Consider the following 25,876-nt stretch of genomic DNA (forward strand, 5'->3'; position numbering starts at 1 on the left):
GGTCACGACGATCGACGCACCCTCGGATCGACATCCCCTCGGAAAAACCTTCTACGCGATATTGCGTTGCCTTGATCAGATCCCCGCCCGCTGCGCGGATCACTGGGCGATCTGCTGACGTTGATACTCGTCGTGCTTCATTTCCATATAGTCGGCGCGGCTGACCTCGTGCAATTGCCGCGGATACTGCTCGGTCGCATCGAACCAGTCAGCGAGGCGTTTGTCGAGGCGGGCGTTGGGCGGGCTGGAAAGCGCGCCAAGATAGGCATCGATGGCGAGGTAGTAGCGCATCGTATTGCGCTCGACCAAGCCGCGCACGCCGCCGATGTATTGCGGCTCGCTCGTCGACGAATCGGGCGTAGCGGAAAAGCCGACCTTGTTGCTGCCGATCGTCGCCAGGTAGGTTTTCATGGCAAACCGTCCCGCCGTGCCATATCCGTACGCGTAGGTCAGGTGAATAAAGGTGCGATTATCGCCCACCGGTATCGCTTCCAGCACGATACGGTAGTCTTTCGTACTCAGCGGACCCGTGGCGGCAGTGAGCTCGACGCGAAAATAATCAGGGGTGCTCGCTACCGCACGAAAGTTGAATTGCACGCGGTACGACGACGAAAGCGATTCCTCGGTTTTCTTGCCGATGTTCACGGTGAGGATCGTACCGCTGTCGCTGGTCGACGCATGGCAGTATTTGGTGTTCAGATGCAGGATCAGCACGTCGCACCAGTTGGCCGGGCCCTGAGTCGGGTCGTCGAGCGCGCCGCTGACCACCGCGAAAGGATAGTTGAGCACCCCGTAAATATCGCCCTTGAGCGCCGACGGCAACTCCTGCGATTCGAGGTACAGCGGTCGCTGAAACTGGTTGTGCGCGAGTTGCTGCGTCAGACTTTGATATTTCGCGCGCAGGCGAGCCGCGCCGTCGTCCGCTTGTGCGACGACGCTCTGGCATAAGAAACAGAACACCGTCGTGATCAAGACAATCCACCACGGTCGCGTCCGCCGATTACCGGCCAGGTATGTCGCAAGCCTGCTCATGGTCCTCCTCCTTTGGCTCAGGTTGTGGCGCAACAGAGGACGATCCGATCCTGGCGCCCTCGTTGTTCCCGCATATCGCCGACCTCATACGGCCATGCGCAAATACAGGCCGCGCAACTCGAACCCTCATCACTCGCCCGGCGCCCATTCCGGGCTGTAACCTCCGAGTGCCGGGTGATACATCTCATCGCCCGAATGCTGGGTGAACTCAACGTTGAGTCGGTCCTCGCGCAAGCCAAGGATTTCGATGCACAGCGCGCAAAGCGCTTTGGCCACCTCCATGCGCGACTCGGGCGGGCGCCCCCTTCTGATATCGAGCATTATCAACGCAACGGGCACCGGTTCCCCGCTCTCCTCCGCAATGCGCCACACGCTACCGGGACCGAGTTCGCGGATGGCTACGCTGATTCGCCTGACGTCAACCGACATCATCCGAGCATAGGTCTCACTCATTTTCGCCGCGAGCAGTCTCTTGCTCTCGACAGAGTAGTGATCGTTTACATCAAGCTGTAGATAAGGCATTGCATCGATCTCCGACGAAAGTGTTGCGCACTCGCCAACTATATGCCGCGCCATCCAATCGATCAAAACCGTCGCCCCAGCACGCTCTGGCGAGCCGATCGTCGCTCGTCTCCGTAGCAGTGTCGAACGCCAGGCAGGCATGCATGGCTGACGGGCACTCTGTTTTGGCCTATTGCCCTTGCATAATGGTCTTCACTATTTACACGAAGTCCCGGATCAACGAGATACGTTCGCTGCCGGGAACTCGCCTCCGACATTCAACAGCGATGAGTCGTTTATTTCATTGGCTGTCCTATTGTTTGTTCGCGTTCTCGCCCACAGCGTGCCTGCTGTCAAATCGATCGTCAGGAGAATCGTCATGCGTAAGATGCTTACCGTCGCTGTCGCAGCGTTTTGTATTGCGTCCTTTTCGCACGAAAGTCGTGCCTCTGGCGATGATGATGTCCCACAAGCCCGATGCACGCTACCTCAAGGTACGGTCGCATTGGTGGAAAAGCAGTTGCATACGGTCGTGAACCTGCCCGATGCGAACGGCGGGATCTTCAAGCCTAACCGGATGTGGGCGGCCATTGTCGATCGGCAGGGGCATCTGTGTTCGGTGATCGTGACCGGTGACGCCTGGCCCGGTAGCCGGGCCATTGCAATCGCGAAGGCTTATACGGCGAACGGTTTCAGCAACGACGCACTCGCACTATCGACGGCAAATCTCTACGCGGCCACCCAGCCGGGCGGCTCCCTTTACGGCCTGAATAATTCGAATCCTTTTGACGCGCGCTTCCTCGAACAGGGCAGCGGCATCGGACACACGCTTGGCGGCGTCATTACCTTCGGCGGCGGCGTCGCGCTTTATGCAGCAGGGAAAGTCATCGGAGGATTGGGCGTGAGCGGCGATAGCGCCTGCGCCGATCATGCGATCGCCTATCGCATGCGCAAGCTCGCGGGGCTCGGCACTGTACCCGCCGGCCAAGGCCCGAACAACACGGATAACATCGTCTATTCAACGAGCGGATCTCCGATGGGCTTTGAGCATCCTCATTGCTTCCCGAGCGACCTGAGCGCCGATAAGATCGAGCAGATACCTTCGCACTGACCGGCTTCGAACGGTTGGCCGGCGACACCCACTGACGACGGCAATCATCGACCCGTGGCATCGGGCTTCCGGACTACGTATCGGAAGCCCGCGTAGCGTCTCAGACAGTCGGATCTGGATTGCGTTCGTACCCGCAGACTGATGCGGTGAAAATCGTCAACGCATCTGCCCGTCAATTTGCCTGCGCAGACGATTTTCCTCGTCTTGGAGCTCGGGCGTAAAAGCTTCGCCAAAGTCCGCAGGCTCAAAGAACGGGCGAATCTCGATCTCTGAATCACTGACCATCGGATTCGGGCAGCGCTTTACCCATTCAATCGCTTCGTCCATCGATTGAACCTGCCAGAGCCAGTACCCGGCAATCAATTCCTTGGTTTCCGCAAACGGGCCGTCAATGACGGTGCGGTCCTTCCCTGAAAACCTCACGCGAGCGCCGGCCGAACTCGGCTTCAACCCGTCGCCGCCCTGCATGATGCCGGCCTTGACCAATTGCTCGTTGTACTGCCCCATCGCCGTGAGGAGTTCGGTACTCGGCATTTGCCCGGCTTCCGATTCGGGGGTTGCCTTGATGATGACCATGACGCGCATTTGGGTTTTCCCTTTGAAGACGAAAGTGTCTGGAGGCAACGGCGCCTCCAGTGACTACGACGAATGATCATAGGAGAAATCGACACCGCAAGACACGATTGCGCGATTTTTCAGAACGTTTCTCGATGAGCGTAAAGGCGTCTGGCAGCCGTGAGCATTGACAGAACTTCCCGATCCGCCACAAGGTGGTCACGGCACTGCGAACGCTTTTTGCACCGACTTTTCGCCTGTATCGGCGGGCCATTGTGCGCGGATCTTCGTCACGACCAGTTCCGGAAGCGGTACGTAATCCAGCGCGTTGACCGTCGGCCCCCCATGACTCAACGCCCATTCGAAAAACTTCAAGGTGGCTTCGTCGTGGCCCGGCTTGATCGGCGCCGCGGGGAGCAACACATAAGTCGCGCCCATGACCGGCCAGGCATCCTTGCCCGGCTGGTTGGTCAGCGATTGCGAGAGAGAACCCGACCAGTCGGCGCTCGCCGCGGCTGCCTTGAAGGTCGCGGCGCTGGGCTGAACGACATTACCCGCCGCATTGGTCATGGCAACGTACTTCAAGCGGTTCTGTTTCGTGAAATCCCATGCGACATAGCCGATTGCGCCGGGCAGATAGCCGACGTACGTGGCAATACCCTCGTTGCCTTTGCCGCCGATGCCGAGCGGCCATCGCACGCTAGTGCCTTCGCCTGCCCTGCGCTTCCATTCCGGACTGACCTGCGCGAGGTAGTGAGTCCAGATCAGCGTCGTGCCCGAGCCATCCTGGCGACGCACCACGGCAATCGGGTAGTTAGGCATCTTGATCTTTGGGTTCAACCGCACGATTGCCGGGTCGTCCCAGAACTGAATCTTGCCGAGAAAGATTTCGGCGATGACCGGCCCCGTCAACATCACCTCGCCGGCTTTGAGCCCCGGAAGATTCACGACGGGTACCACGCCGCCGATTACGGTTGGAAATTGCCGCAAGCCGTCGCGGGTCAGTTGATCGTCGGTCAGTGGCGCGTCCGAGCCCGCAAAGTCGACTTCCCGGGCGATGACCTGCTTGAGCCCATCGGACGAACCTGTGCCCTGATAGATCACCTTGCTGCCACCCGACTTCTGGTAGTCGGCGGCCCATCGGGTGTAGAGAGGAGCGGCGAACGTGCTGCCGGCTCCCTTAATGTCGGCGGCGTAGGCCGCGGTTGCGCATGAACAGCAGATCAGACCAGCCATGATGGCGTCGGATGTTCTCACGAATGTCTCCCGTCGGTTCTTGTTCCGGGACATCGCTGATCCAGACCTGCAACTGCGTGAACTCGTTGGAGGGCGACCGTGCCGGCGATTCAATGTGCAGCTTTCATCGGGTGTGCCAGGTCTCCTGCGTGACGCGCCATACGGCACATTAAAGAACGGTGACAGGCCGAATTCCAGTTGAATCATGCTATCGAACGCGCCGTGCCCGGCGGCCTCTTCCATAATTGCAGGCATCCGGTTTCCGGATTGCCGACACACATCAGACATCCCTTGACGTCTCGTCCCACGGTGGCACGCCCGAAAACGCGTTGACAAGGAAATCGATTGCCGCTGTCTCGCTGGCCGGGGACGTGCAATCCGAAGAATTCGCGAAAGCGCTGGTCGAACTCGCCGTCAGCCGCTTCGGCCGCCTCGACATCGCCTACAACAACGCGGGGACGCTGGGTGAAATGGGACCGTCCACAGGCGTATCGGAAGCGGGCCGGTCAGCGACGCTGGCCACTAACCTGACGAGTGCGTTTGTCGGCGCCAAGCATCAGATTCCTGAAATGATCAAGCAAGGCGGTGGATCGATCATCTTCACGTCGACGTTCGTCGGCTACTCGTTCGCCTTCCCGGGGACCGCCGCCTATGCCGCGAGCAAAGCCGGCCTGATCGGACTGACGCAGGCGCTCGCGGCTGAATACGGCCCGCAAGGCGTGCGCGTCAACGCGATCCTCCCGGGCGCGGTGGACACGGAGATGTATCGCGGTATGAACGATACGGCCGAATCGCAGACGTTCGTGACCGGGCTGCACGCGCTCAAGCGGGTCGCAAAGCCGGAAGAGATTGCCCGCTCGGCGCTCTACCTTGCTTCCGACGATTCGTCCTTCGTGACGGGTACCGCTTCGTTGGTGGACGGCGGGGTTTCGATTACGCGCACCTGAGCTTTCTTGACGACGGCACCCGCGGGAATGCGGATGTTCGACGACGACCCGCGAGCGGCTGCTTGACCCACGCTTCGATGATGTCGGCTCCTGTCCGAAGGTACGGTATCGGATGCGCGGCCGACATCGGAGCGCTCGGGCGCGAGCGTCGACCAGCGTCGGCTGATGGACGAACCCGCTACCATGAAAAATAAACGACCACTGTACGATTCCTCACCTAATCTTTGATGAGCTGGACCGCGAAAAGCGAAGCGCGAGTCAGCCGGAGTAGCCAACCAGGAGGCGGGCCATCATGAAGACGTTAGTCCACACAGCTTGCGCGGTCGCGGTCATGGCCGTGCCAGTTGCATCGCTGGCGCAGGCGGACGGGGCGCTGACGCACGCGCAAGTGCAGGCAGAAATCGCTCAGCTCGAGCAAGCCGGCTTCAATCCGGCCAATGCGAATACCATCGACTTTCCTACCAACATGCCGACCACCAACGCCGCTGCCGCAGGCCAAAGCAGCGGCTACGGCCCCGCGACCAGCGGCACGCAGCAGATGGGTCACCCGGCCAGCACAAGTGGGATGAAGCCGGTGTTCTTTGGCGGATCGTAAGCCTGCCCGTCTGACAAGATCGACGATGCAGAGCATGCCGTCCGCCCAGCCGCGGACGGCGTGGAGTGCCGTGCTATGCGCGCTTGCAGAGTGGTTTCGGCTGCCGCCTGAATGCCCGAAGCCGTCATGACGACGTTTCGGACGCACCCGACCCGAGCGCCATGTCGCATGGCGCCTGCTGTATTGCCAGCCTCGTTTCGCTGAGCGCCTGGGCGCGAACAGCTAACGCCTCGTCAGCGTTTGTTAACGTCGATGGTCAGGATTTCGTATCCGGGGTCGGCGTGCTCGTTCGCGACTTTATTCGCTTCCTCGTACGAGCGAAAGGACGTGGCTTCCTTAATCTCCGGTGCCATGCCGATATCGCCGTCCTCCGCGGTGCAGAGGAACTTTTCGCCGGTCTTTACGACGTAGACGGTCGTCATATCTCCCTCCATGGCTTGCAGGGGAACTTCCAGTCTAGCAGGCTGGAAGGGTTGCACACGGTTCGCTGAGTCGTCCGAAAACGCTCGCGAGCGACCCGACGTCTAAACATGCCAACGACTCACTGACGACTGCTGGCCGCATCGAGACGACTTGGGGCGATCATGATCAGACAGCACCCGTGCGTCCTCGCCGTGGGTTCACGAACCAGGCGATTCTGCTTTGCTTACTCCAATCGCTGCTTTCGCTCAGGGCGTCACTGCGCGATCGACCGCCGCACATTGCGGGCAATCCACGCCGTAAGACCGGAACGGCCCGCGATCGACAGCGTGCGGCGCGGCCCCAACACGATGCCGCCGATCACCAGCACGAGAAGCAGCGCAACATGCGGCGCCTCGGCGAGCGACGCGAGCACATTGCCGGCGGAGGACCGCGAGGCCGCCCGCATCCCCGGCAACGCGGCGGTCCGGTTCGCCACGAGCAAGGCGGCTCGCGTTGCCTCCATGCGTTCCAGAATGGTGGCCCGGGCAAGCTCATTGGCGTGACGTGGCTGACTCATTTGAGCGACTCCCTGAGAGCGTCGAGATCGGAGTGAATCTCGGCCTTGAGGACGTGAAGCGATTGCGCCGGTTTCTGCGCCCGCAAGACGAGAAAAGACACGATGCACACGAGCAGCCACGCGGCGGCCACGCCCCAGACCACCGCAAGGAAGTAAGGCGTCTGCCACGCGGTGGCGATGATCGCGATGCAAAAGAAGGACAGCGTGAACAGGCCCGCGACTGCCAACGCCATGAGTGCGCTCAACTCGCGCACCAGACGCTTTCGCGTCTCCTCGACTTCCAGCGCGAACAGTTCGCTATAGTCGGTGACGCGTTCGACGCAGAATCGCCCGACGTTGCGCCACCTCGTGACCTTCGCATGGATCGACATGCCGTCCTCCTTACGATTCATTTGCGCCGGCCGCCATCAGCAAAGACTTCTCCCCTAGGCCGACAGAGCAAAGCGACGCCAGCGTTGAACGCGGCGCAAGGGCCGGGCCCGCGCTGAGCGATCGCACGCCGCGTGCCCGTGCCTGGACGGATGCATGCACGCGTTCGCCCTGGCGGCACAGGGCTTGCTTGAATCAGGCAGATCATTCGCCCCCCGAGGACAGCATGACCCCGCTCCCCCCAACCGATCACACTGACCGCGGCGCCGACGCCAGCATCGGCGAGACCGGCTCCGACATGGCTACCGCGGACGGCCGCGCGATGCCGGCCGCGCGCGCCGAGCGCGGCTCCCACCACGCGATGCACGACGCGCACCGCGGCGCGCTGATCACGGTGACCGCGCATCGGAACTCCCGAGGCGCCTGGATCGCCGACGTGTCGATTTCCCGCGAGGGTCGGCCGCTGGAGCTACCCGCCAATCTGGCCAACGTGGAGCCCGTGACGCCGGAATGGCTCACCGAGGCGGAAGCGTTGCGCGCCGGCATCGAACAGGGCCGCTATCTGATCGACCGGACACTGAGCGGCGGCGCCGCATCTCTGTCGGCGTCGCTGGGGCCGGTGCGCTGACGCGGGCGTCGCAATACGCGCACGTCGCAATACGCGCACGTCGCAATACGCACGTCGCAAATGTCGTGATTGCAGGTTCGACGGATGCCCCGGGTCGAGATTGTCTTTCTGATCGCCGAGGCGTCAGAACCGTGCCCGCGCCGGCGACCCGGCGCAAACGCGTTACTCGTCGCTATCGAGCCCGCCCGGGGGCGGCCCGATCGTCATGCCCGCGCCCGAGCCTGTGCGGGTTCCTGGGGGATAGGCATCGGTTGCTGTCTCGGGCGGAACGTCCGCGACGCAGCGGCTCGCGTCGCCGTCGCGCAGACATTGCACGAAACGGTCCGCCTCCTGTGGCGAGCGAAATCCGTAGATCTTGCTGGCAACCTGCACCTGTGTGTCCGACAGTCGCTTCGACGGCGTTTCCATCACTACTCCTTTTTGCTCGAAGATCTATCGCTACGAGCAACGCGCGCGCCACCTCTCATGCAATCGCCTTTCTCGCGGCCGACGACGCGCGCTTCATCACGGTCGTCAATCTGCCGGTCGACGGTGGGCTGAGCGCGTCGAACTGACAACCGAAGCAGGCCTAGCGCGCCGCGCTCAACCGTCTTGCGTCGGCGATGCCGACGGCGGCCCGCAAGTCGTCCGGATGAACCATCAATTCGCGGACCTCGCGCAGCGTCGCGTACTGGTCGAGCACCGTCCGCCATCTCGGCGATTCGAGCAACTGATGCCACACCGATTCCAGCACCGCGCAATCGGCGTCGCGCCCGTCCGCCAGTGCGCCCGCGAAATCGAGGCTGGCGTGCGCCGACAGCAGCTGCATCCGGCTCGCAGGGCTCAGCACGCGCGGCGCCGCTTCGACGGGTGCGTCACAGCAATAGAGCACGGTCCTGCGAAGACCGGCCCCGTCGCTCGTCAGCGCGGCGAGCGACGCGCCGCTCAAAACCACCGTCCCCTGCTGCGTCCGAAACGGGTAGACGGTGTGCGGGTCCGCATGCGCAAGCAGCGTCAGACCACGCACGAGCCGCGGCAGATCAGTGGTGGCCGCATCGACCGATGCCTTCGCTTCGACGAGCAGGCAAACGTCCCACGCCGCCGTGTCGGCTGGGGGCTGTGCCTGGCGCAGCAGCACCACGTCCCATTCGGTTTTCGCGCGCTCGTGGCTCGCGGGTATCGCGGCCGGCACGCGCATCGAGTTCACGACACGGTACGAGGCGAGCGCACCCTGCGCATCATTGAGGCGCCGCGCGAGCGCGTCGAGCGCATCGGCGGCCGATGCCTCGACCGCGGCGCCGCGCTGCTTCGAGCTCAAGCCTCGTGCCACGGCAGTCGAGCTTCCCGGGCGCGGCCCCTGGCGGTCCCACAGCGTCTGGTACTGACGCACGCGCTCGTCGGACGCGAGCGCGTAAAGACGGCGCAAGCGCTGCAAAGGGGCACTCTCCAGCAATTGCGCGAGGCCGCGTTGCAGCGCCGCGTCGTGCGCGATTTGCGGCGTATCGATGCAAGCTTGCACGGCTTCGGCCAGTTCGGGCCACGCTTCGGCAAACGCCAGCGCGTGCAGACGCGCCAGCGCGTCGCGTTGCGGGCCGGGTAGCAGCCGCTGCTGTTTGGCCGGATGTGCGATCGCATTGACGGCCGCGTAGATCAGCCGGCGATCGACGCTCGCGTGCGCGGCCAGCGACGCGTACTCGCGCACCACCGTGCTGCGATGCCGTAGCAGCATCGCCTGAAACACCGGGTCGCCGGCTTCCTCGCGCATCGCCTCCCGAATCATCCGCGCGAGCGCCTCGACGAAGAAGCGCTGGTTCGCCGCATCCGGCGCTTCGCGACGCGCGCTCGCCTCGCGAGCCTGCTCGATCGCGAGCGCGAGCACGGTGGCGGGTCTCGCCTGCTGCATCGGCGCGCAGACCGCCGCGAGCGCCGGCAGGCGATAGCGACGCGCGACAGCGTCGAGCATCTCGTCGAGCAACGAAGGCGATGGCGTCAAGGACATAGCGATATGTCGATCAGTTGGCGAAATAACTGTACATGAAGGTTCGATGCGGCGCGCGGACCGGCACGGGTCGCCCCCGTCAAAACGCCATTGCCATAAACTTCATAAAAAATGGGCGCTGGGAAATCCCCGATAAACATTACAAAACACAAACACAAATTCAGCACGAAAATTGCTGCCCCGGATTAACACGGAAAAAGACGGCTTCAACCATGCAGGCGCTTAATGCTCGGCGTACACTCGCCGGGAAGCCTTGCCATAAGGCGCAAGGACTACAGTGCCGTCCGCGATCAAACGCGGTTTGTGGAGACTCAGGAGAACAATCAATGAGCTGGACTCGGGAACAGAGAAACGTCACGATCGCCGCCTATCTAGGCTGGACGCTCGACGCATTCGATTTCTTTCTGATGGTGTTCGTATTGAAAGATATCGCGCAGGAATTCAATACGGACATTCCGTCCGTCGCGGTCGCGATCATGCTGACCTTGATGATGCGCCCGCTCGGCGCATTGATTTTCGGCTGGCTCGCCGACAAATACGGCCGCCGTCCGACGCTGATGGTCAACATCGCGTGCTTCTCGTTGCTCGAACTGCTGTCCGGTCTGTCGCCGAACCTGATGACGCTGCTCGTGCTGCGCGCGCTGTTCGGTATCGCGATGGGCGGCGAATGGGGGGTCGGCGGCGCGCTGACCATGGAAACCGTGCCGCCGAAGTCGCGCGGTATCGTCTCGGGTCTTCTGCAAGCCGGCTATCCAAGCGGCTACCTGCTCGCGTCGATCGTGTTCGGCCTGTTCTATCAATACATCGGCTGGCGCGGCATGTTCTTCGTCGGCGTGCTGCCCGCGTTGCTGGTGCTGTACATTCGCGCGCACGTGCCGGAGTCGCCCGCGTTCAAGACGCTCGAAAAGAAGGTACGGCCCGGCCTCGTCGCGACGCTCAAGAAGAATGTCGGCCTGTCGATCTACGCGATCATCCTGATGACCGCGTTCAACCTCTTCTCGCACGGCTCGCAGGATCTGTATCCGACCTTCCTGCGCGTACAGCGCCAGTTCGACGCGCACACGGTGTCGTGGATCACGATCACACTGAACATCGGCGCGATCTGCGGCGGTCTGTTCTTCGGCTGGGCGTCGGAGAAGATCGGCCGCAAGCGCGCGATTTTCATCTCCGCGCTGATCGCGCTGCCGGTGCTGCCGCTGTGGGCATTCTCGACCACGCCGATGCTGCTCGCGCTCGGCGCGTTCCTGATGCAGATCTCGGTGCAAGGCGCCTGGGGCGTGATCCCGGTGCACCTGAACGAAATTTCGCCCGATGAAATCCGCGCGACCTTCCCCGGTCTCGTGTATCAGCTGGGTAATCTGATCGCGTCGGTCAACGGTCCGCTGCAAGCGAAAATCGCCGAAATGCACAACAACGATTACGCGCTCGTGATGGCGGTCGTGATCGGCATCGTCGCGCTCGTGATCTGCGCGCTGATTCCGTTCAGCCGCGAGCGCCGCGGCATCGACATGACGCAGTCCGCGCGTGAAGTCGTCGGCGCGGAATCGACCGGCGGCGCGGTCGGAGGACGGGTTTAAGAGCTTGAGGCTTTCGGGAGCCGGGTCAACCCGGTCGCCGAGCGCAAGTCCAGATTACATCGCAACACAACACGAGGCCGTTCCGATTCGTTCGGAACGGTCTTTTTATTTTCCGCGCGGTATGACGCGCCGCGCTTCGCCAGCATGGCTACCCGACAGGTCTTCTAGAGGAGTTCGTCGAGCCCGTCACTTGATCGCACCGACCATCCTTTCTTATCCTAAAAAACATCCAAAGGGCCATGCCCTCCCCAAGGAGCAGAAACTCCGGGCAAGTCCTACACTGGCCACGCTGAAGGGAGCGGCCGTCCGCTTACTGGTGACTCATCCCGTTAAAAAACATGGTCCAGGGACCGATGCGGACCCGGCATTGGTGACACCGTGAGGTGATCCCGTTCAGGAAAGTGATAGATACCGCAGTCCCGCCCTTTGGCACTTCCATGACCAGGAGGGCCAGACATGGCACAGCCCAAACCGAGGCGAACCGTCGCTCGCCGCACCGATATGTCCGTTGTCAATCCGCACGCCGCAGGCATCGATGTCGGCGCACAGTTTCACGTGGTCGCGGTTGGACCCGAATGCGCCGAGGACCCAGTGCGTTCGTTCCGCAGCTTCACCGCCGATCTTCACGAACTTGCCAGGTGGCTCAGGCAGGTCAAGGTCACGACTGTCGTGATGGAGTCGACCGGGATTTACTGGCTTCCCGTGTTCGAAATCCTCGAGTCTTATGGTTTCGAGGTGTTGCTGGTCAACGCCCGGGAGGCAAAGAGCGTACCGGGCCGCAAGAGCGATGTGAACGATGCCCAGTGGCTGCAGAAGCTGCACCGGTACGGACTGCTGCGCGCCAGCTTCCGCCCCCGACAGGACGTGGCCACGCTACGATCCTATCTGCGGCAGCGGGAGCGCCTGCTGGAATATGCGGCGTCCCATATCCAGCATATGCAGAAGGCAATGATGCAGATGAATGTACAGTTGCATCACGTCGTTCAGGACGTCACAGGCGTCACCGGCATGAAGATCATCCGGGCGATCGTCGCGGGTGAGCGCGATACCGATGTCCTTGCACAGCATCGCGACATGCGCTGCAAAGCCTCCATCGAGACAATCCGTGAAGCGCTGGGCGGTCATTACCAGCCCGAGCACGTGTTCGAGCTCACCCAGGCCGTGGCCCTGTACGACTTCTACCAGACCCAGGTGACGCAATGCGATCAGCGGATCGAAATCGCGCTCAAGCAGTTGCAGGCTGGCATCGAACCCGTCGCCGCGCCACTGCCGGCAGCGCGACATCGAGGCAAGCAGTCAAACGACTTCTCATTCGACGTGCGTGCTGCGCTGTACGGGATGCTCGGTGTCGACCTGACGCAGATTCACGGCCTGGGACCCTACGTGGCGCTCAAGCTCATTGCCGAATGCGGCAACGACATGTCCCGCTGGCCGAGCGTGAAGCACTTCACGTCATGGCTGTGCCTCGCACCTGGCAACAAGATCTCGGGCGGCAAGATCCTGTCTTCGAAAACGCGCCGCTCCTCCAGCAAGGCCGCTGCCGCGTTGCGGCTCGCCGCCGTCACGGTCGGCAGGACCGACACCGCTCTGGGCGGCTTCTACCGACGGCTGTCAGCCCGCATCGGCAAGGCGAAGGCCGTCACTGCCACCGCACGCAAGATCGCGGCGCTCTTCTACAACACACTGCGCTACGGCATGGAATATGTCGATCCAGGCGCAGCCTATTATGAGGAACGTTACCGGCAGCGGGTCCTGAACAACCTGACGCGCCGGGCCGAGTCCCTGGGCTATGTCCTTCAGGCCAAAGCGACCTGACTCAGGGGAGTTTCTCAGGAAACGGTCGTTTCAAATATCGATTTGAATCGCGTGTTTGCGAGCCGGCAGCCCCGGCAACTGGAGACGGCATCATGGCAGTTCGCACAACCGGCCGGCATGCCCGCGATACGCAGTCACGCATTCTCGACGCCGCGGAGACGCTGTTCATCGAATCCGGCTACGAGGCGATGTCGCTGCGCCAGATCACTTCGCGCGCCGAAGTCAATCTCGCGGCGGTCAACTATCACTTCGGCAGCAAGGAATCGCTGATTCACTCGATGCTGTCACGCCGGCTCGATCAGCTCAACCACGAGCGCCTGAAGTTGCTCGACCGTTTCGACGTCATGCTCGGCGCGCGCCTGACCTGCGAGCACGTGCTCGGCGCGATGTTCATTCCGGCGCTGCGTCTGTCGCGCGATCCGCGTGTCGGCGGCAAAGCGTTTCTGCGCCTGCTCGGGCGCGCCTACGCCGACCCGTCGTCGTTCATCCGCGACTTTCTGAACGCGCATTATGAAGTGGTGGCGATGCGCTTCTTCGACGCGTTCCAGCGCGCGCTGCCGCATCTGCCGCGCGAGGAGCTCGGCTGGCGCTTGCATTTCGCGATCGGCGCGCTGTCGGGGGTGCTCGCCGGCACCGATACCGACAGCCTGATTGCCGAGTTCTCGCAAGGCAAGTCGATGAACGATCTGCAGCTCATCGCGCGCCTTGCGTCGCTGATGGTCTCCGCGCTGAAGGCGCCGCTGCCGGACGGCACGCAACTGGCCGCGTTCGTCGCCGTGCTCGGCGATGCGACCGACGGCGGCGTGGACGGCACGTTCGCCAGTGCGCAAGAACATACCAGCGGCGAGGAGGCCGCGTGCGCAGTGGCACGCGACACGGTCGACAGCAAAAGCCGCGGCGGCACTATGGAAGCGGCGCCGGCAAGCTATCAGCATGGGCTGCACGGCACCGCCTGACGACTTCTCACGGCGTCATCGCGTCATCACTCGACGTAACCACCACACGTCGTACATGGAACCCGATCGAGCTCGCTTACCCGAGCAGTACATCTACGTTGCGCAGCTGCGCCGTGCCCGTCAGTCGAGTCGGTAAGACGCGGTAACGCCCGACGCAAGTGCGCGACTCGCAGCTGGCCCGGCGATTGCGTCACCACAGAGGAGGAAACGTCATGCCGTGGTTCATCCTGGCGCTCGTCATCGCCGCATTCGCTCTCGTCTACGTTCAGGCCCGCGCCTCATGGTGGCTCGCGGCGCTGATCGTCTGGGTCGCCGCCGCGCACATGAGCGGCGCGGCCGGCCCGCTGCTGACGACACTGCTCGCGATCGTGTTCGTACTCCCCGCCCTCGTGCTGACGATCAAACCGCTGCGCCGCGCATGGCTCGCGAGACCGGTGCTCGACAGGTTCCGCAAGATCCTGCCGCAGATGTCGCCGACCGAGCGCGACGCGATCGAGGCGGGCACGGTCTGGTGGGACGCGGAGCTATTCTCGGGCCGCCCGCACTGGGACACGCTGCTCGGCTATGGCCCGGCCATGCTCAGCGCCGAAGAACAGGCGTTCCTCGACGTCGAATGCGAGCAGCTGTGCGCGCTCGCGAACGACTGGGAAACCACGATGGTCTGGCAGGACCTGTCGCCGCAAACGTGGCAGTTCATCAAGCAGCACGGCTTTCTCGGCATGATCATTCCGAAGCAGTACGGCGGCAAACAGTTCTCCGCGTACGCGCATTCGCAGGTGATCATGAAGCTCGCGACGCGCTGCTCGGCCGCGGCCGTGTCGGTGATGGTGCCGAACTCGCTCGGCCCGGCCGAGTTGCTGATGCACTACGGCACCGACGCGCAGAAGAACTACTATCTGCCGCGTCTCGCGCGCGGCGAGGAACTCCCCTGCTTCGCGCTGACGAGCCCGTATGCCGGGTCCGACGCCGCCGCGATTCCCGATGTCGGCATCGCTTGCCAGGGCCTGCACGAAGGCCGCGAAACGCTCGGCTTTCGCGTCACGTGGGACAAGCGGTACATCACGCTCGGGCCGATCGCGACCGTACTCGGCCTCGCGTTCCGCGCGCTCGACCCCGACCATCTGCTCGGCGCGAACGACGAACCCGGCATCACCTGCGCGCTGATTCCGACCGACCACCCTGGCGTCGACATCGGCCGCCGTCACTGGCCGTTGAACGCGGTGTTCCAGAACGGCCCGAACTCGGGCAAGGACGTGTTCATTCCGCTCGACTGGGTGATCGGCGGACGCGCCCAGGTCGGCAACGGCTGGCGCATGCTGATGGAGTGTCTGGCGGCGGGCCGCGCGATCTCGCTGCCGTCGTCGAACGTCGGGATGGCGAAGCTCGCGGTGCGCGGCACCGGCGCATATGCCGCGATTCGGCGCCAGTTCCGCACCGCCGTCGGCAAGTTCGAGGGCGTGCAGGAAGCGCTCGGCCGCATGGGCGGCAACCTGTATGTGATGGACGCCGCGCGCCGCCTGTCCGCGCAGGCGGTCGACCTCGGCGAAAAGCCGTCCGTCATTTCGGCGATCGCCAAATATCACATCACCGAGCGCGCGCGCATGGTCATCAACGACGGCATGGACGTCGTCGCGGGCAAGGGTATTTGCATGGGGCCGTCGAACTTTCTGGCGCGCGTGTATCAGCAACTGCCGATCTCGATCACCGTCGAAGGCGCGAACATTCTGACGCGCTGTCTGATCATCTTTGGCCAGGGCGCGATTCGCTGCCATCCGTACGTGTTGAAGGAAATGACGGCAACGCGCGAGCCCGATCGCGCGAAAGCCTTGCGCGAGTTCGACGCGGCGTTCTTCGGCCACCTGAATTTCACGGTGTCGAACGTGGTGCGCAGCGCCGTGTATGGGCTGAGCGGCGGCGCGCTGATCGCGAAGCCGCGCCGCGCGTATGCGCCGCTCCATGCGTACTATCGCGCGGCGACGCGTCTGTCGACCGTGTTCGCGTTGCTCGCCGACGTGTCGATGTTCGTGCTCGGCGGCGATCTGAAGCGTCGCGAACGCATCTCGGGACGCCTCGGGGACGTAGTGTCGCAGCTGTTCCTGATCTCGGCGACGCTGAAGCGTTTCGAGGACGAAGGCCAACAGCACGACGACCTGCCGCTCGTGCGGTGGGGTGTCGAGGATGCGCTGTACAAGGCCCAGCGCGCGCTCGACGGCGTGCTCGCGAACTACCCGAACCGGGTCGCCGCGACGCTCGTGCGTGTGCTCGCATTCCCGTTCGGCCTGCCGCATCGCGAGCCGTCGGACCGGCTCGGCAGCGAGATCGCCGAACTGATGCAAACGCCCGGCCCGGCGCGCGAGCGGCTCGTCGCCGACTCGTACGTGCCGCACCCCGACGTCGATGCGCTCGGCTATGGCGAGCTTGCGTTCGCGCTCAATCCGCAGTTCACGCGGATCGAGCAGAAGCTGCGCGAGGCGGTGAAGCAAGGTCTGCTCGAACCGCTGCCGCAGAGCCTGCCGCAGTTCGCCGCATGGACCGATGCGGCGCAACGCCAGGGCCTCGTCGACGCGGACGAGCGGCGCGTGCTCGACGACTACGCGCGCTACGGCGCGCAGGTCGTCAAGGTCGACGATTTCCCCGCCGACTTCGACCTGCTCGCGAGCTTGCAACAGCGCAAGCAGGCGCTCGAAAAGGCGCTGGAGCTGGTGGCCTGATGCCCGCGCTCACGCAGAAAAAACTACCGACCCGGCGCGGCAAACCGTACCCGAGTCACGCAACTCAAGGCACACTGACACACGTCCGGCGCCCCTGAAAATCACGGGGCTGCCTGCGGCGCGTCCAGCGGAGCAACCGATAACATGAACGACTCCTACCTGAAGTTCGTCAACTCGCCGTTCGGCGGCCGTCTCGCGCGCTCGCTCGGGCTGCCGAAGCCCGAGGTGCTGCGACGCTATCGCGCGGACCGGCCCGAGTTCGACGGACTGATCGCGATCGGCGCGGGCCGCGAGCCGCGCCTGTTCGACGCGCTCGCGAATCTGATCGCCACCATCGGCATGACGAGCGTCGCGCACGAAAGCGCCGGGCTCTGGGTGCCGCTCGCCCATCGCCACGGCCTGATGACCGGCCGCTTCGAGCCGGCCGAAGCCGGTGCGCCGGGCAAGCTTGCCGCGTTGATGTTCGACGCGAGCGGTATCGACGACAGCAGCCTGCTCGAACCGCTGCACGGCTTTTTCCACGACACGCTGCGCTCGCTCGGCAAGTGTGGGCGCATCGTCGTGCTGGGCCGGCCGCCCGAGGCCTGCGCGAGCCCGCGTCAGTGGACTGCCCAGCGCGCGCTCGAAGGGCTCGTGCGCTCGCTCGGCAAGGAAGCGCGGCGCGGCATCACCGCGAATCTCGTGTACGTGGAGGAAAGCGCTGAAAACGCCATCGAGGCGACGCTGCGCTTTTTCCTGTCGCCGCGCTCGGCCTATGTGTCCGGTCAGGTGGTGCGGATCGCGGCACATGGCGCGCTGCCGCACGACGCGCCCGCGTTCGACTGGCGCCAGCCGCTCGCCGGCCGGCGCGCGCTGGTCACGGGCGCGGCCCGCGGCATCGGCGCGGCGATCGCGAGCGTGCTCGCGGCCGAGGGCGCGCATGTGATCGGCCTCGACATTCCGTCCGCGCGCGACGCGCTCGATGCGACGATGCGGCGGCTGAACGGCAGCCCGCTCGCGTTCGACATCGCCGCGCCCGAAGCGCCCGCGCAGATCGCCGCCGCGCTCGACGAGCTCGGCGTCGACATCGTCGTGCACAACGCCGGCATCACGAAGGACAAGACCATCGCGAAGATGACCGACGCCGTCTGGCAAAGCGTAATCGACATCAACCTGAGCGCGCAGGAACGCATCGACGACGCGCTGCTCGCGGGCGGCATCTTGCGCGATGGCGGGCGCATCGTCGCGGTGTCGTCGATCAGCGGCATCGCGGGCAATCCCGGCCAGACCAACTACGCCACGTCTAAGGCTGGCGTGATCGGCCGGGTGCAGAGCATGGCGCCGCCACTGCGCGCGCGCGGCATCACGATCAACGCGGTCGCGCCCGGCTTCATCGAAACGCAGATGACCGCGAAGATTCCGCTCGCGATCCGCGAGGCGGGCCGCCGCATGAACTCGATGAGCCAGGGCGGCCAGCCCGTCGACGTCGCGCAGACCATCGCATGGCTCGCTCATCCGGGCTCGGCCGGCGTGACGGGGCAGGTCGTGCGCGTGTGCGGTCAAAGCGTGATTGGCGCCTGAACGGGAGCATGGGTATGAACGAACCGCGTGATCCGTTCGGCAGCCGTCAGCTTGCGCCCGCGCCGGGCGGCGACGGCACGCGGCCGAAAACCGTCGTCATCGAAACGCTGCCCGCGCCGGCAAAGCTGTACGGGCGCGCGCTGACGGGGATCGTCAAGCGCGGCCGCGACACGCGGCTGCCGCCGTTGCGGCTCGTGCGCCCCGCCGTCGTGCTCGAGCCCGGCCCCGTGTGGCGCTATGCGCGCGTGTGCGGCTTCATTCCCGAGCACGGCGTGCCGCTGACCTACCCGCACCTGCTCGCGTTTCCGCTGCATCTGCTGATGCTGACCGACCCCGCGTTTCCGTGGCCCGCGCTCGGTCTCGTGCATCTGGCCAATCATGTGCGGTTGCGCCGCCCGCTCGCCTACAAGGACCTGCTGCGCATCGAGGTCGAATTCGGCGCGCTACTGCGTCACGACAGAGGTCAGGCGTTCGTCGTGCATACGCGCATCTATCGGCGCGGCGAGGCGGTGTGGGACGGCGACAGCATCTATCTGAAGCGCGCGGTGCCGGCGCTCGGCCATCCGCTCGAAGCGTTGACGCTCGGCCCCGATGCGCTGCAACGGATCGCGCGCTGGCAACTCGCGCCGCAATTGGGCCGCGACTACGCGAGCGTGTCCGGCGACTACAACCCGATCCACATCAGCGCGCTGTCGGCAAAGGCGTTCGGTTTTCCGCGCGCGATCGCGCATGGCATGTGGACGCTCGCGCGCGCGGCGTCGTCGCTGCAGCCGCCGAAGCCGCTCGCCGAAGCGACACTCAGCGCCGAGTTCAGGGTGCCGATGCTGCTGCCGGGCGAAGCGTCGCTGTGGAGCGCATCGCCTTCGCTGATCGAGCGCGATCTCGAGGTGCGCGATATCGCCGGGGAAAAGCCGCATTTGCGCGGGCGCATGCAGTGGCGGCTGCTGTGAACCGCGAGCGCGCCGTTCGCATCGACCAATAATCTGGGAACGACACAAAGGAGCCGAGCATGTCCCACCCGCAACCTGCCGTGCGCCGCGTCGCCGTCATCGGGGGCAACCGGATTCCGTTTGCCCGCTCGAACACCGCGTACGCGAGCGCATCGAATCAGGACATGCTGACCTTCACACTGCAAGGGCTGATCGATCAATATGACCTGCACGGCGTGCGTCTCGGCGAAGTCGCGGCGGGCGCCGTCATCAAGCATTCGCGCGACTTTAACCTGACGCGCGAGTCCGTGCTGTCCACCACGCTCGCGAAGGAAACGCCCGCCTACGACGTGCAGCAGGCCTGCGGCACCGGCCTCGAAGCCGCGATTCTCGTCGCCAACAAGATCGCGCTTGGGCAGATCGACGCGGGCATCGCGGGCGGCGTCGATACCACGTCCGACGCCCCGATCGGCGTCAACGAGCGCATGCGCGAGATCCTGCTCGAAGCGAATCGCGGCAAGACGACCGGTCAGCGTCTCGCCGCGTTCAGCAGGCTGCGGCCCGGCATGTTGTTCAAGCCGCTGTTGCCGCGCAACGGCGAGCCCCGCACGGGGCTGTCGATGGGCGAGCATTGCGAGCTGATGGCCAAGCGCTGGAACATCTCGCGCGAGGCGCAGGACGTGCTCGCGTACGAGAGCCATCGCAAGCTCGCCGATGCGTACGCGCGCGGCTTCGTCAACGATCTGATGACGCCGTACAAAGGCCTCGCGCGCGACAACAACCTGCGCGCCGACCTGTCGCTCGAAAAGCTTTCGAACCTGAAGCCCGTGTTCGACCGCGACGCGGGCACGCTGACCGCCGGCAACTCGACGCCGCTGACCGATGGCGCATCCGCGGTACTGCTCGCGAGCGAAGCGTGGGCGGCCGAGCGCGGCTTGCCCGTGCTCGCGTATCTGAGCTGGTCGGAAACCGCGGCGGTCGACTTTTTCGACAAGCAGGAAGGCCTTCTGATGGCGCCCGCCTACGCGGTGCCGCGCATGCTCGCGCGCGCCGGTCTCACGTTGCAGGACTTCGATTTCTACGAAATCCACGAAGCGTTCGCGGCCCAGGTGTTGTGCACGCTCGCGGCATGGCAGGATGACGAATATTGCCGCACGCAGCTTGGCCTCGCCGGCGCGCTCGGTGCGATCGACCGCACCAGGCTCAACGTGAACGGCGGTTCGCTCGCGACCGGCCATCCGTTTGCGGCGACGGGCGGACGTATCGTCGCCGCGCTCGCGAAGATGCTGGCGCAACTCGACAAACCGGCCGGCAGCGCACGCGGGCTGATCTCGATCTGCGCGGCGGGCGGCCAGGGGGTCGTCGCGATTCTGGAACGCTAGCGCGGCAGCGCATACCAATATTTTCAGGAGGCAACCGATGACCGAGCCCACCCAAGCCCCGCTGCACGTGCCGGACGCAGGCGGCACGCCTCGTCAAAACCCGGTGCCCCACCCCGCTCCGAACACCGACGGCATCTGGTACGCGTCCTATCCGGACGACGTGCCGCGCGACATCGACGTCACGCAATACGAGTCGATCGACCAGTTCTTCGACGAATGCACCGCGCGGTTCCGCGAGCGCGTCGCGTACGTCAGCGTCGGCGCGAACCTGACGTACGGCGAGCTGGGCCGCAAGGCGAGTGCGTTCGCGGCGTACCTGCAAAGCATCGGCGTGGAGCCGGGCGAGCGCGTCGCGATCATGCTGCCGAACACCTTCCAGTATCCGGTCGCGCTGTTCGGCACGATCAAGGCGGGTGCCGTGGTCGTCAACGTGAATCCGCTCTACACGGTGCGCGAACTCGCGCACCAGCTAAAGGACAGCGGCGCGCAGACGATCGTCGTGTTCGAGAACTTCGCGAAGACGCTCGAAGATGCGTTGCCGGGCACCAAGGTGCGCAACGTGATCGTGACCGGGCTCGGCGATCTGCTCGCCGACGGCGCGAACCTGAAGGGACACCTGCTCAATTTCATGCTGCGTCACGTGAAAAAGATGGTGCCCGCCTACAAGCTGCCGCAGTCGGTGCCGCTCCTGAAAGCGCTTTCGGCCGGTTATGCGCGGCCGCACACACCGGTGCGCGCGACCCACGAAGACATCGCGTTCCTGCAATACACGGGCGGCACGACCGGCGTCGCGAAAGGCGCGATGCTCACGCACCGGAACATCCTCGCCAATCTGTTGCAGGCGAAGGCGTGGGCCGCGGGGCAGCTGTCCGGCGAGGGCGAAACGGTGCTCACGCCGCTGCCGCTTTATCACATCTACTCGCTGACCGTGAATGCGCTGATCTTCATGGGGCTCGGCGGGCGCAACATCCTGATCGCGAATCCGCGCGACATGAAGCGCGTGATGATGATCATCCGTCACGAAAAATTCACCGGCATGACCGCGGTCAACACGCTCTATAACGCGTTCCTCGACAACGAGGAATTCTGTCGGCGCGACTTCTCGGACCTGAAGCTCGCGATGGCGGGCGGCATGGCGACGCAGAAAGCCGTCGCCGAGCGCTTCAAGGCGGTGACGGGCAAGCCGATCGTCGAGGGCTACGGACTCACCGAGTGCTCGCCGATCGTCTCGATGAATCCGGTCGATCTGACCAATCTGCGCGACTTCGAGGGCTCGATCGGCTTGCCCGCGCCGTCCACGCAGGTGCGCTTCAGGAAAGACGACGGCGGCTGGGCCAATATCGGCGAGGCGGGCGAGCTGTGCGTGAAGGGCCCGCAGGTCATGAAGGGCTACTGGAACCGCCCCGACGAAACCGCGAAGGTGATCGACGACGACGGCTGGCTCGCGACCGGCGACATCGGCGTGATGGACTCGCGCGGCTTTATCCGTCTGATCGATCGCAAGAAGGACATGATCCTCGTGTCGGGCTTCAACGTGTATCCGAACGAAATCGAGGACGTGATCGCCGCGCATCCGGAAGTGCGCGAAGTCGCCGCGATCGGCGTGCCCGACCCCGAGCAGGGCGAGCGCGTGAAGGTGTTCATCGTGCGGCGCACGCCGGCACTGACCGCCGAGCAGGTGATTGCGTACTGCCGCAAGAATCTGACTGGCTACAAGGTGCCGAAGCTCGTCGAATTCCGCGACGAGCTGCCGCAAACCAACGTCGGCAAAATTCTGCGCCGTGCGTTGCGCGACGAGGAACTCGCGAAACAGAAGTCTGCCTGACGGGAATAAGCGTTGCTTCAAAGCGTTATTGCTTTGTTGCTTCGCGTTATTGCCTTGCATGTTGCATGAGCGGCCGCGTCACTTTCTGGAGAAATTCATGAAGCACCGCATGTCCGCCCATTCGCATCGGCTGCGACATCGCTTGCCGGGTGCGCTGCTCGTCGCGGTCGGCCTGCTGTCGGTGCCGACGGCCTTCGCGCAGAACGACGACCGCCCGCCCCCGCTCAACACCGCGAGCGCCGTCAAGCCGCCCACCACGCCGGCCGCGCAGGTCGGCAAGCTGACGCTCGACCAGCAGGTCAAATGGCTGCGCGCCGCGCAGCAAAGCGGCACGCTCGAAAAGCTCGACGACGCGCAACTGGTCGCGCTGTTCCAGTCGCTCGATCCGCTGACGCTGCCGCGCTATATCAAGGAAGGGCCGAACGACTACCCGTCGTACGAGTTCACGATGTCGCGCTCCGAGCGCATTCGCGGCATCTGGCCCGACCAGCCCGATCACATGCTGGTGCGCGTCGCGCACGACCCGCTGCGCATCTACGCGAAGTGGCTGCCCGACGGCGCGCACGCGGGCCAGGAAATCATCTACGACGAATCGAAACGTAGCGACGAAACCTACGGCCACCTCGGCGGCATCATGAACGTGATGCCGTTGTGGACGTCGCTGACCGGCACGCTCGCACGCTCGCAATCGAATCACAGCGTGCGCGATCTCGGCACCGAGTACGTTGCCGATCAATACCTGAGCGAAGGAAAAAAGTACACCGAGGCCGGCTTGCCGCGTTCGGTGCAGATCGCAGTGAAGACGATCGACGGTGTGCGCGTCGTCGCGTTCACGTTCGAAACACCGGTCGGTCAGCCACAGTTCTACGCGAAAAGGGAAACGCTCGGGCTCGATCTGCGTCATCCGTTCTTTCGCAGCGTCCAGTCTTACGACAACGACGGCAAGATTTTCGAGCAGATCGTGTTCGAGAGCATCACGCCGAGGACATTCGACGATTCGACCTTCGATCCGAAGAACAAGGACTACAAGTTTTAGCCGCGCGCGCTGCGCGGCGTCAGTGCGAAGGCCACGTGGGCGGGTTGCGCATGCAGCCCCTCGCGCGCTTCGTGACGATGCTCGACGAAGCGTCCCGTGCGAAGCGCGAGGTGTTGCAGGACGAAGTAATCGGACGCGCGCGTGAAGCCGATCAGCGCGAGCATCGCGTGCGGGGTCCGCCCATCGTCGAGCAGTGGCGCAAGTGTGGTGAACCAGAGCGCGCCCGCATCGTCGCCGGTTTCGAAGGTCGGCAACCGAAGATGCGCGGCATAGCGTGCGAACGACGCGCCGCATTCGAGCGTCGAGTCGACGATCGCGAACGCGCGCGCATCGTCCGCGCACGCGGCGGCTTGCGCGAGCCACGGCCATGCGCCGCCCGCGGCCGTCGCGAGGCATGCACCGGTGAGCATGAAAGTGCGTCGATCCATTGGCGTGTACGTTCCGTTCTGTTTGCGCTTCGGTCTGCCGTGCGTGTCCGCACGTGTCGTTCACGTGTACCCCCGCCGGTCGCGCCATGCCGCCGGCCAGATGCCCTGCTTGCCCGGCGCGAGAATGCCGTTCGGATCGAGCGCATCCTTCAGCGTTTCGGCAAAGCGCAGCGACGCACCGTCGTTGAAGCTGTATTGCGCGGCCGCGAAATCCATGTACGCGAGATGCGCGCGATATTCGCCGTAGCCGGCCGCGCGCGCGTCGCTCATCAGCGAGCGCAGCAGCGCGCCGGCCTGCTCCACCTGGTTCGCGTCGTCGCGATCGAAAATCGCCGCGAAAATATGATGCAGATGCCGCGCGCCCGCGGTGAAGCCACCGTAGTAGTCGAAGCCGTATTCGGCGGCACGCGCTTTCACCATCGTGTACTGGCGCATCGCGTCGCGCCCGGTCGCCGGACAGATCGGCGCGAAGTCGACGTGCGCGCCCGCGCCGCCGCGCCAGTCGAGCATGCGAAACGCGGTCATCGCGGGAATGCCGGCCATGTTGCGATCGCCGCCGCCCGTCGGCAGAGCATCGCCCGCATAGCGCGCCGCCGTGAGCCGCGCCTCTCGCACCCGCGCGAACGCGCGCTCGATCAGCGCGTAGCGCGCGTCGATCAACTCGGGCGTGCCGTACAGCGCGAAATGCAGGTTCCATCGCCCGACGTCGAGTTTGTCGAGCATCGCCTGCACCGCGCTCCCGGGCATCGCGCCCGCGCCGTCATACCACTGCCGGCGTGGCGACAGGCTCGCCGCGCGCCGCAATCCGCCCTCGATCACCGCGTGATTGCGGATCGTGCCGTCGAGCCGCAACGGCCGCAGAATCTCGACGATCTCCTCCAGATCGGCCTCGCGACGAAACTGGATTTCGCCGAGCAGATACGCGGGCGGCGCGGGCATCAGCCACACGCCGAGCTTCGTCACGATGCCGTAGTTCGACTGCATGAACATCGCATCGAACGAGGGCCCGTAGCCCGGCTGATACAGCTGCCACGCGGTGCCGATCTCGACGCCGCCCATGCCGGTGCGCAGCACGTCGCCGTTGGCGAGCACGACCTCCATCCCGCATTGGGCCGCCGCGTGATCGCCGTAGTCGGTATAGCCGAAGCCGCGCTCCAGCGTGTTGCCGACCACGCTGCCCCAGCCGGCAGCCGGTGGATCGACCCACAGCTTGTAGCCCTTGTCGCGCAGATGCGCGTACAGATCGAAATAGCTGACGCCCGGTTCGACCAGCGCGTAGGCGAGCGTTTCGTTGACTTCGAGGATGCGGTTCATGCGCTGCAAGTCGAGCACGACCGAGCCGCTGAGACGCGGCGCCGCGCCGCCGTACGCGAAGTTGCGCCCGGTCGACACAGTCCACAGCGGAATCCGGTACTGATTGGCGATGCGCAGCACCGCGCGGATTTCATCGACCGACGCGGGCAGCAGCGCGGCGCTCGCGACAAACGCCCCCGGCTCGCCAGGGGCGAACGGATCGCCATAGGCGGCGAGGCCGGCGTCGGACCGCAGCACATGCGCTTCACCGACGATCGCGCGCCAGCCGGCGAGCGCGCGGTCGAACTGCGCGGGGGACAGGTTGGGCGGCAGCGTCTGGGGCAAGGCGTCTCCTTGTCGGTCGGGTAACCCGCAGGTGCAGTCGCGCGGGCAGCTATGCGTGCGTCGCCGCTGACTGCCATGACGACACGCT

At 64.5% G+C, this 25,876-nt stretch carries 24 protein-coding genes; 13 read left to right on the forward strand and 11 right to left on the reverse strand.

Annotation, left to right across the window (positions count from 1 at the left end):
- Window positions 1-99 precede the first annotated feature (99 nt).
- Both OKW44_RS27690 and OKW44_RS27695 read right to left on the reverse strand, forming a co-directional pair.
- On the reverse strand, window positions 100-1,032 hold the full coding sequence (locus tag OKW44_RS27690; RefSeq protein WP_018418315.1) for a hypothetical protein: 933 nt from the start codon (window positions 1,030-1,032) through the stop codon (window positions 100-102).
- Window positions 1,033-1,161: 129 nt separating this feature from the next.
- The gene (locus tag OKW44_RS27695; RefSeq protein WP_026225442.1) at window positions 1,162-1,554 is read right to left on the reverse strand and encodes a tautomerase family protein; all 393 of its coding nucleotides are present in this window, start codon (window positions 1,552-1,554) and stop codon (window positions 1,162-1,164) included.
- A 358-nt stretch (window positions 1,555-1,912) separates the two neighbouring features.
- Here OKW44_RS27695 and OKW44_RS27700 point away from each other — a divergent pair, with 358 nt between their 5' ends.
- Window positions 1,913-2,644: a GlcG/HbpS family heme-binding protein gene (locus OKW44_RS27700; protein ID WP_026225443.1), complete on the forward strand. Its 732-nt coding sequence runs from the start codon at window positions 1,913-1,915 to the stop codon at window positions 2,642-2,644.
- 156 nt (window positions 2,645-2,800) lie between these two features.
- Here the strand turns inward: OKW44_RS27700 and OKW44_RS27705 are convergent, their stop codons facing one another.
- Window positions 2,801-3,229, reverse strand: coding sequence for a YciI family protein (locus OKW44_RS27705; RefSeq protein WP_018418318.1), 429 nt, complete (start codon window positions 3,227-3,229; stop codon window positions 2,801-2,803).
- A gap of 189 nt (window positions 3,230-3,418) precedes the next feature.
- Window positions 3,419-4,435: a phosphate ABC transporter substrate-binding protein PstS gene (gene pstS / locus OKW44_RS27710; protein WP_018418319.1), complete on the reverse strand. Its 1,017-nt coding sequence runs from the start codon at window positions 4,433-4,435 to the stop codon at window positions 3,419-3,421.
- A 329-nt stretch (window positions 4,436-4,764) separates the two neighbouring features.
- Between pstS and OKW44_RS27715 the strand changes: the two genes are divergently transcribed.
- Both OKW44_RS27715 and OKW44_RS27720 read left to right on the forward strand, forming a co-directional pair.
- Window positions 4,765-5,382, forward strand: a complete 618-nt coding sequence (locus OKW44_RS27715; protein ID WP_275426067.1) for an SDR family oxidoreductase — start codon at window positions 4,765-4,767, stop codon at window positions 5,380-5,382.
- Between the two features lie 292 nt (window positions 5,383-5,674).
- On the forward strand, window positions 5,675-5,977 hold the full coding sequence (locus OKW44_RS27720; protein WP_026225444.1) for a DUF4148 domain-containing protein: 303 nt from the start codon (window positions 5,675-5,677) through the stop codon (window positions 5,975-5,977).
- 233 nt (window positions 5,978-6,210) lie between these two features.
- On the opposite strand, the gene OKW44_RS27725 is transcribed toward OKW44_RS27720, so the two are convergent.
- The 3 genes from OKW44_RS27725 to OKW44_RS27735 form a co-directional block, all read right to left on the reverse strand.
- Window positions 6,211-6,399, reverse strand: coding sequence for a hypothetical protein (locus OKW44_RS27725; protein WP_018418322.1), 189 nt, complete (start codon window positions 6,397-6,399; stop codon window positions 6,211-6,213).
- 254 nt (window positions 6,400-6,653) lie between these two features.
- Complete coding sequence (locus OKW44_RS27730) at window positions 6,654-6,956, reverse strand: hypothetical protein (protein ID WP_113061865.1); 303 nt, start codon at window positions 6,954-6,956, stop codon at window positions 6,654-6,656.
- Window positions 6,953-7,327 (reverse strand): phage holin family protein, encoded by a 375-nt coding sequence (locus OKW44_RS27735; protein ID WP_018418324.1) that lies wholly within the window; start codon window positions 7,325-7,327, stop codon window positions 6,953-6,955. The genes OKW44_RS27730 and OKW44_RS27735 overlap by 4 nt, the downstream gene beginning before the upstream one ends.
- Window positions 7,328-7,551: 224 nt before the next feature.
- On the opposite strand from OKW44_RS27735, the gene OKW44_RS27740 reads away from it, so the two are divergent.
- Window positions 7,552-7,953 (forward strand): DUF6566 family protein, encoded by a 402-nt coding sequence (locus OKW44_RS27740; RefSeq protein WP_018418325.1) that lies wholly within the window; start codon window positions 7,552-7,554, stop codon window positions 7,951-7,953.
- A gap of 162 nt (window positions 7,954-8,115) precedes the next feature.
- Here the strand turns inward: OKW44_RS27740 and OKW44_RS27745 are convergent, their stop codons facing one another.
- Together OKW44_RS27745 and OKW44_RS27750 are read right to left on the reverse strand one after the other, a co-directional pair.
- A complete protein-coding gene (locus OKW44_RS27745) occupies window positions 8,116-8,361 on the reverse strand; it encodes a hypothetical protein (RefSeq protein WP_018418326.1) in 246 nt (81 codons plus the stop codon).
- Window positions 8,362-8,521: 160 nt separating this feature from the next.
- Window positions 8,522-9,931: a 3-deoxy-D-arabino-heptulosonate 7-phosphate synthase gene (locus OKW44_RS27750; RefSeq protein WP_018418327.1), complete on the reverse strand. Its 1,410-nt coding sequence runs from the start codon at window positions 9,929-9,931 to the stop codon at window positions 8,522-8,524.
- Between the two features lie 326 nt (window positions 9,932-10,257).
- Here OKW44_RS27750 and OKW44_RS27755 point away from each other — a divergent pair, with 326 nt between their 5' ends.
- The 9 genes from OKW44_RS27755 to OKW44_RS27795 all read left to right on the forward strand — a co-directional run bounded on the left by OKW44_RS27755 (window position 10,258) and on the right by OKW44_RS27795 (window position 23,722).
- A complete protein-coding gene (locus OKW44_RS27755) occupies window positions 10,258-11,508 on the forward strand; it encodes an MFS transporter (RefSeq protein ID WP_018418328.1) in 1,251 nt (416 codons plus the stop codon).
- A 456-nt stretch (window positions 11,509-11,964) separates the two neighbouring features.
- Window positions 11,965-13,323 (forward strand): IS110 family RNA-guided transposase, encoded by a 1,359-nt coding sequence (locus tag OKW44_RS27760; RefSeq protein WP_280783790.1) that lies wholly within the window; start codon window positions 11,965-11,967, stop codon window positions 13,321-13,323.
- A 92-nt stretch (window positions 13,324-13,415) separates the two neighbouring features.
- The gene (locus tag OKW44_RS27765) at window positions 13,416-14,279 is read left to right on the forward strand and encodes a TetR/AcrR family transcriptional regulator (protein ID WP_018418330.1); all 864 of its coding nucleotides are present in this window, start codon (window positions 13,416-13,418) and stop codon (window positions 14,277-14,279) included.
- Window positions 14,280-14,491: 212 nt separating this feature from the next.
- The gene (locus OKW44_RS27770; protein ID WP_018418331.1) at window positions 14,492-16,990 is read left to right on the forward strand and encodes an acyl-CoA dehydrogenase; all 2,499 of its coding nucleotides are present in this window, start codon (window positions 14,492-14,494) and stop codon (window positions 16,988-16,990) included.
- 144 nt (window positions 16,991-17,134) lie between these two features.
- Complete coding sequence (locus OKW44_RS27775; protein WP_018418332.1) at window positions 17,135-18,550, forward strand: 3-oxoacyl-ACP reductase; 1,416 nt, start codon at window positions 17,135-17,137, stop codon at window positions 18,548-18,550.
- 14 nt (window positions 18,551-18,564) lie between these two features.
- On the forward strand, window positions 18,565-19,500 hold the full coding sequence (locus OKW44_RS27780; RefSeq protein ID WP_018418333.1) for a MaoC/PaaZ C-terminal domain-containing protein: 936 nt from the start codon (window positions 18,565-18,567) through the stop codon (window positions 19,498-19,500).
- A 59-nt stretch (window positions 19,501-19,559) separates the two neighbouring features.
- Window positions 19,560-20,861 carry an acetyl-CoA C-acetyltransferase gene (locus tag OKW44_RS27785; protein ID WP_018418334.1) on the forward strand — a complete coding sequence of 434 codons (1,302 nt, stop codon included), beginning with the start codon at window positions 19,560-19,562 and terminating at the stop codon, window positions 20,859-20,861.
- A 37-nt stretch (window positions 20,862-20,898) separates the two neighbouring features.
- Window positions 20,899-22,686 carry an AMP-binding protein gene (locus tag OKW44_RS27790; protein WP_018418335.1) on the forward strand — a complete coding sequence of 596 codons (1,788 nt, stop codon included), beginning with the start codon at window positions 20,899-20,901 and terminating at the stop codon, window positions 22,684-22,686.
- 97 nt (window positions 22,687-22,783) lie between these two features.
- Window positions 22,784-23,722 carry a DUF1571 domain-containing protein gene (locus OKW44_RS27795; RefSeq protein ID WP_018418336.1) on the forward strand — a complete coding sequence of 313 codons (939 nt, stop codon included), beginning with the start codon at window positions 22,784-22,786 and terminating at the stop codon, window positions 23,720-23,722.
- Here OKW44_RS27795 and OKW44_RS27800 read toward each other — a convergent pair.
- Entirely contained in the window at window positions 23,719-24,150 is a 432-nt protein-coding gene (locus OKW44_RS27800; RefSeq protein WP_018418337.1) for a hypothetical protein, read from the reverse strand. The two genes, OKW44_RS27795 and OKW44_RS27800, sit on opposite strands and share 4 nt — an antisense overlap.
- 60 nt (window positions 24,151-24,210) lie before the next feature.
- Window positions 24,211-25,788, reverse strand: coding sequence for an FAD-binding oxidoreductase (locus tag OKW44_RS27805; protein WP_018418338.1), 1,578 nt, complete (start codon window positions 25,786-25,788; stop codon window positions 24,211-24,213).
- Between the last annotated feature and the right edge of the window lie 88 nt (window positions 25,789-25,876).

This window comes from Paraburkholderia lebeckiae (genome assembly GCF_050436325.1).
Lineage (GTDB): Bacteria > Pseudomonadota > Gammaproteobacteria > Burkholderiales > Burkholderiaceae > Paraburkholderia > Paraburkholderia tuberum.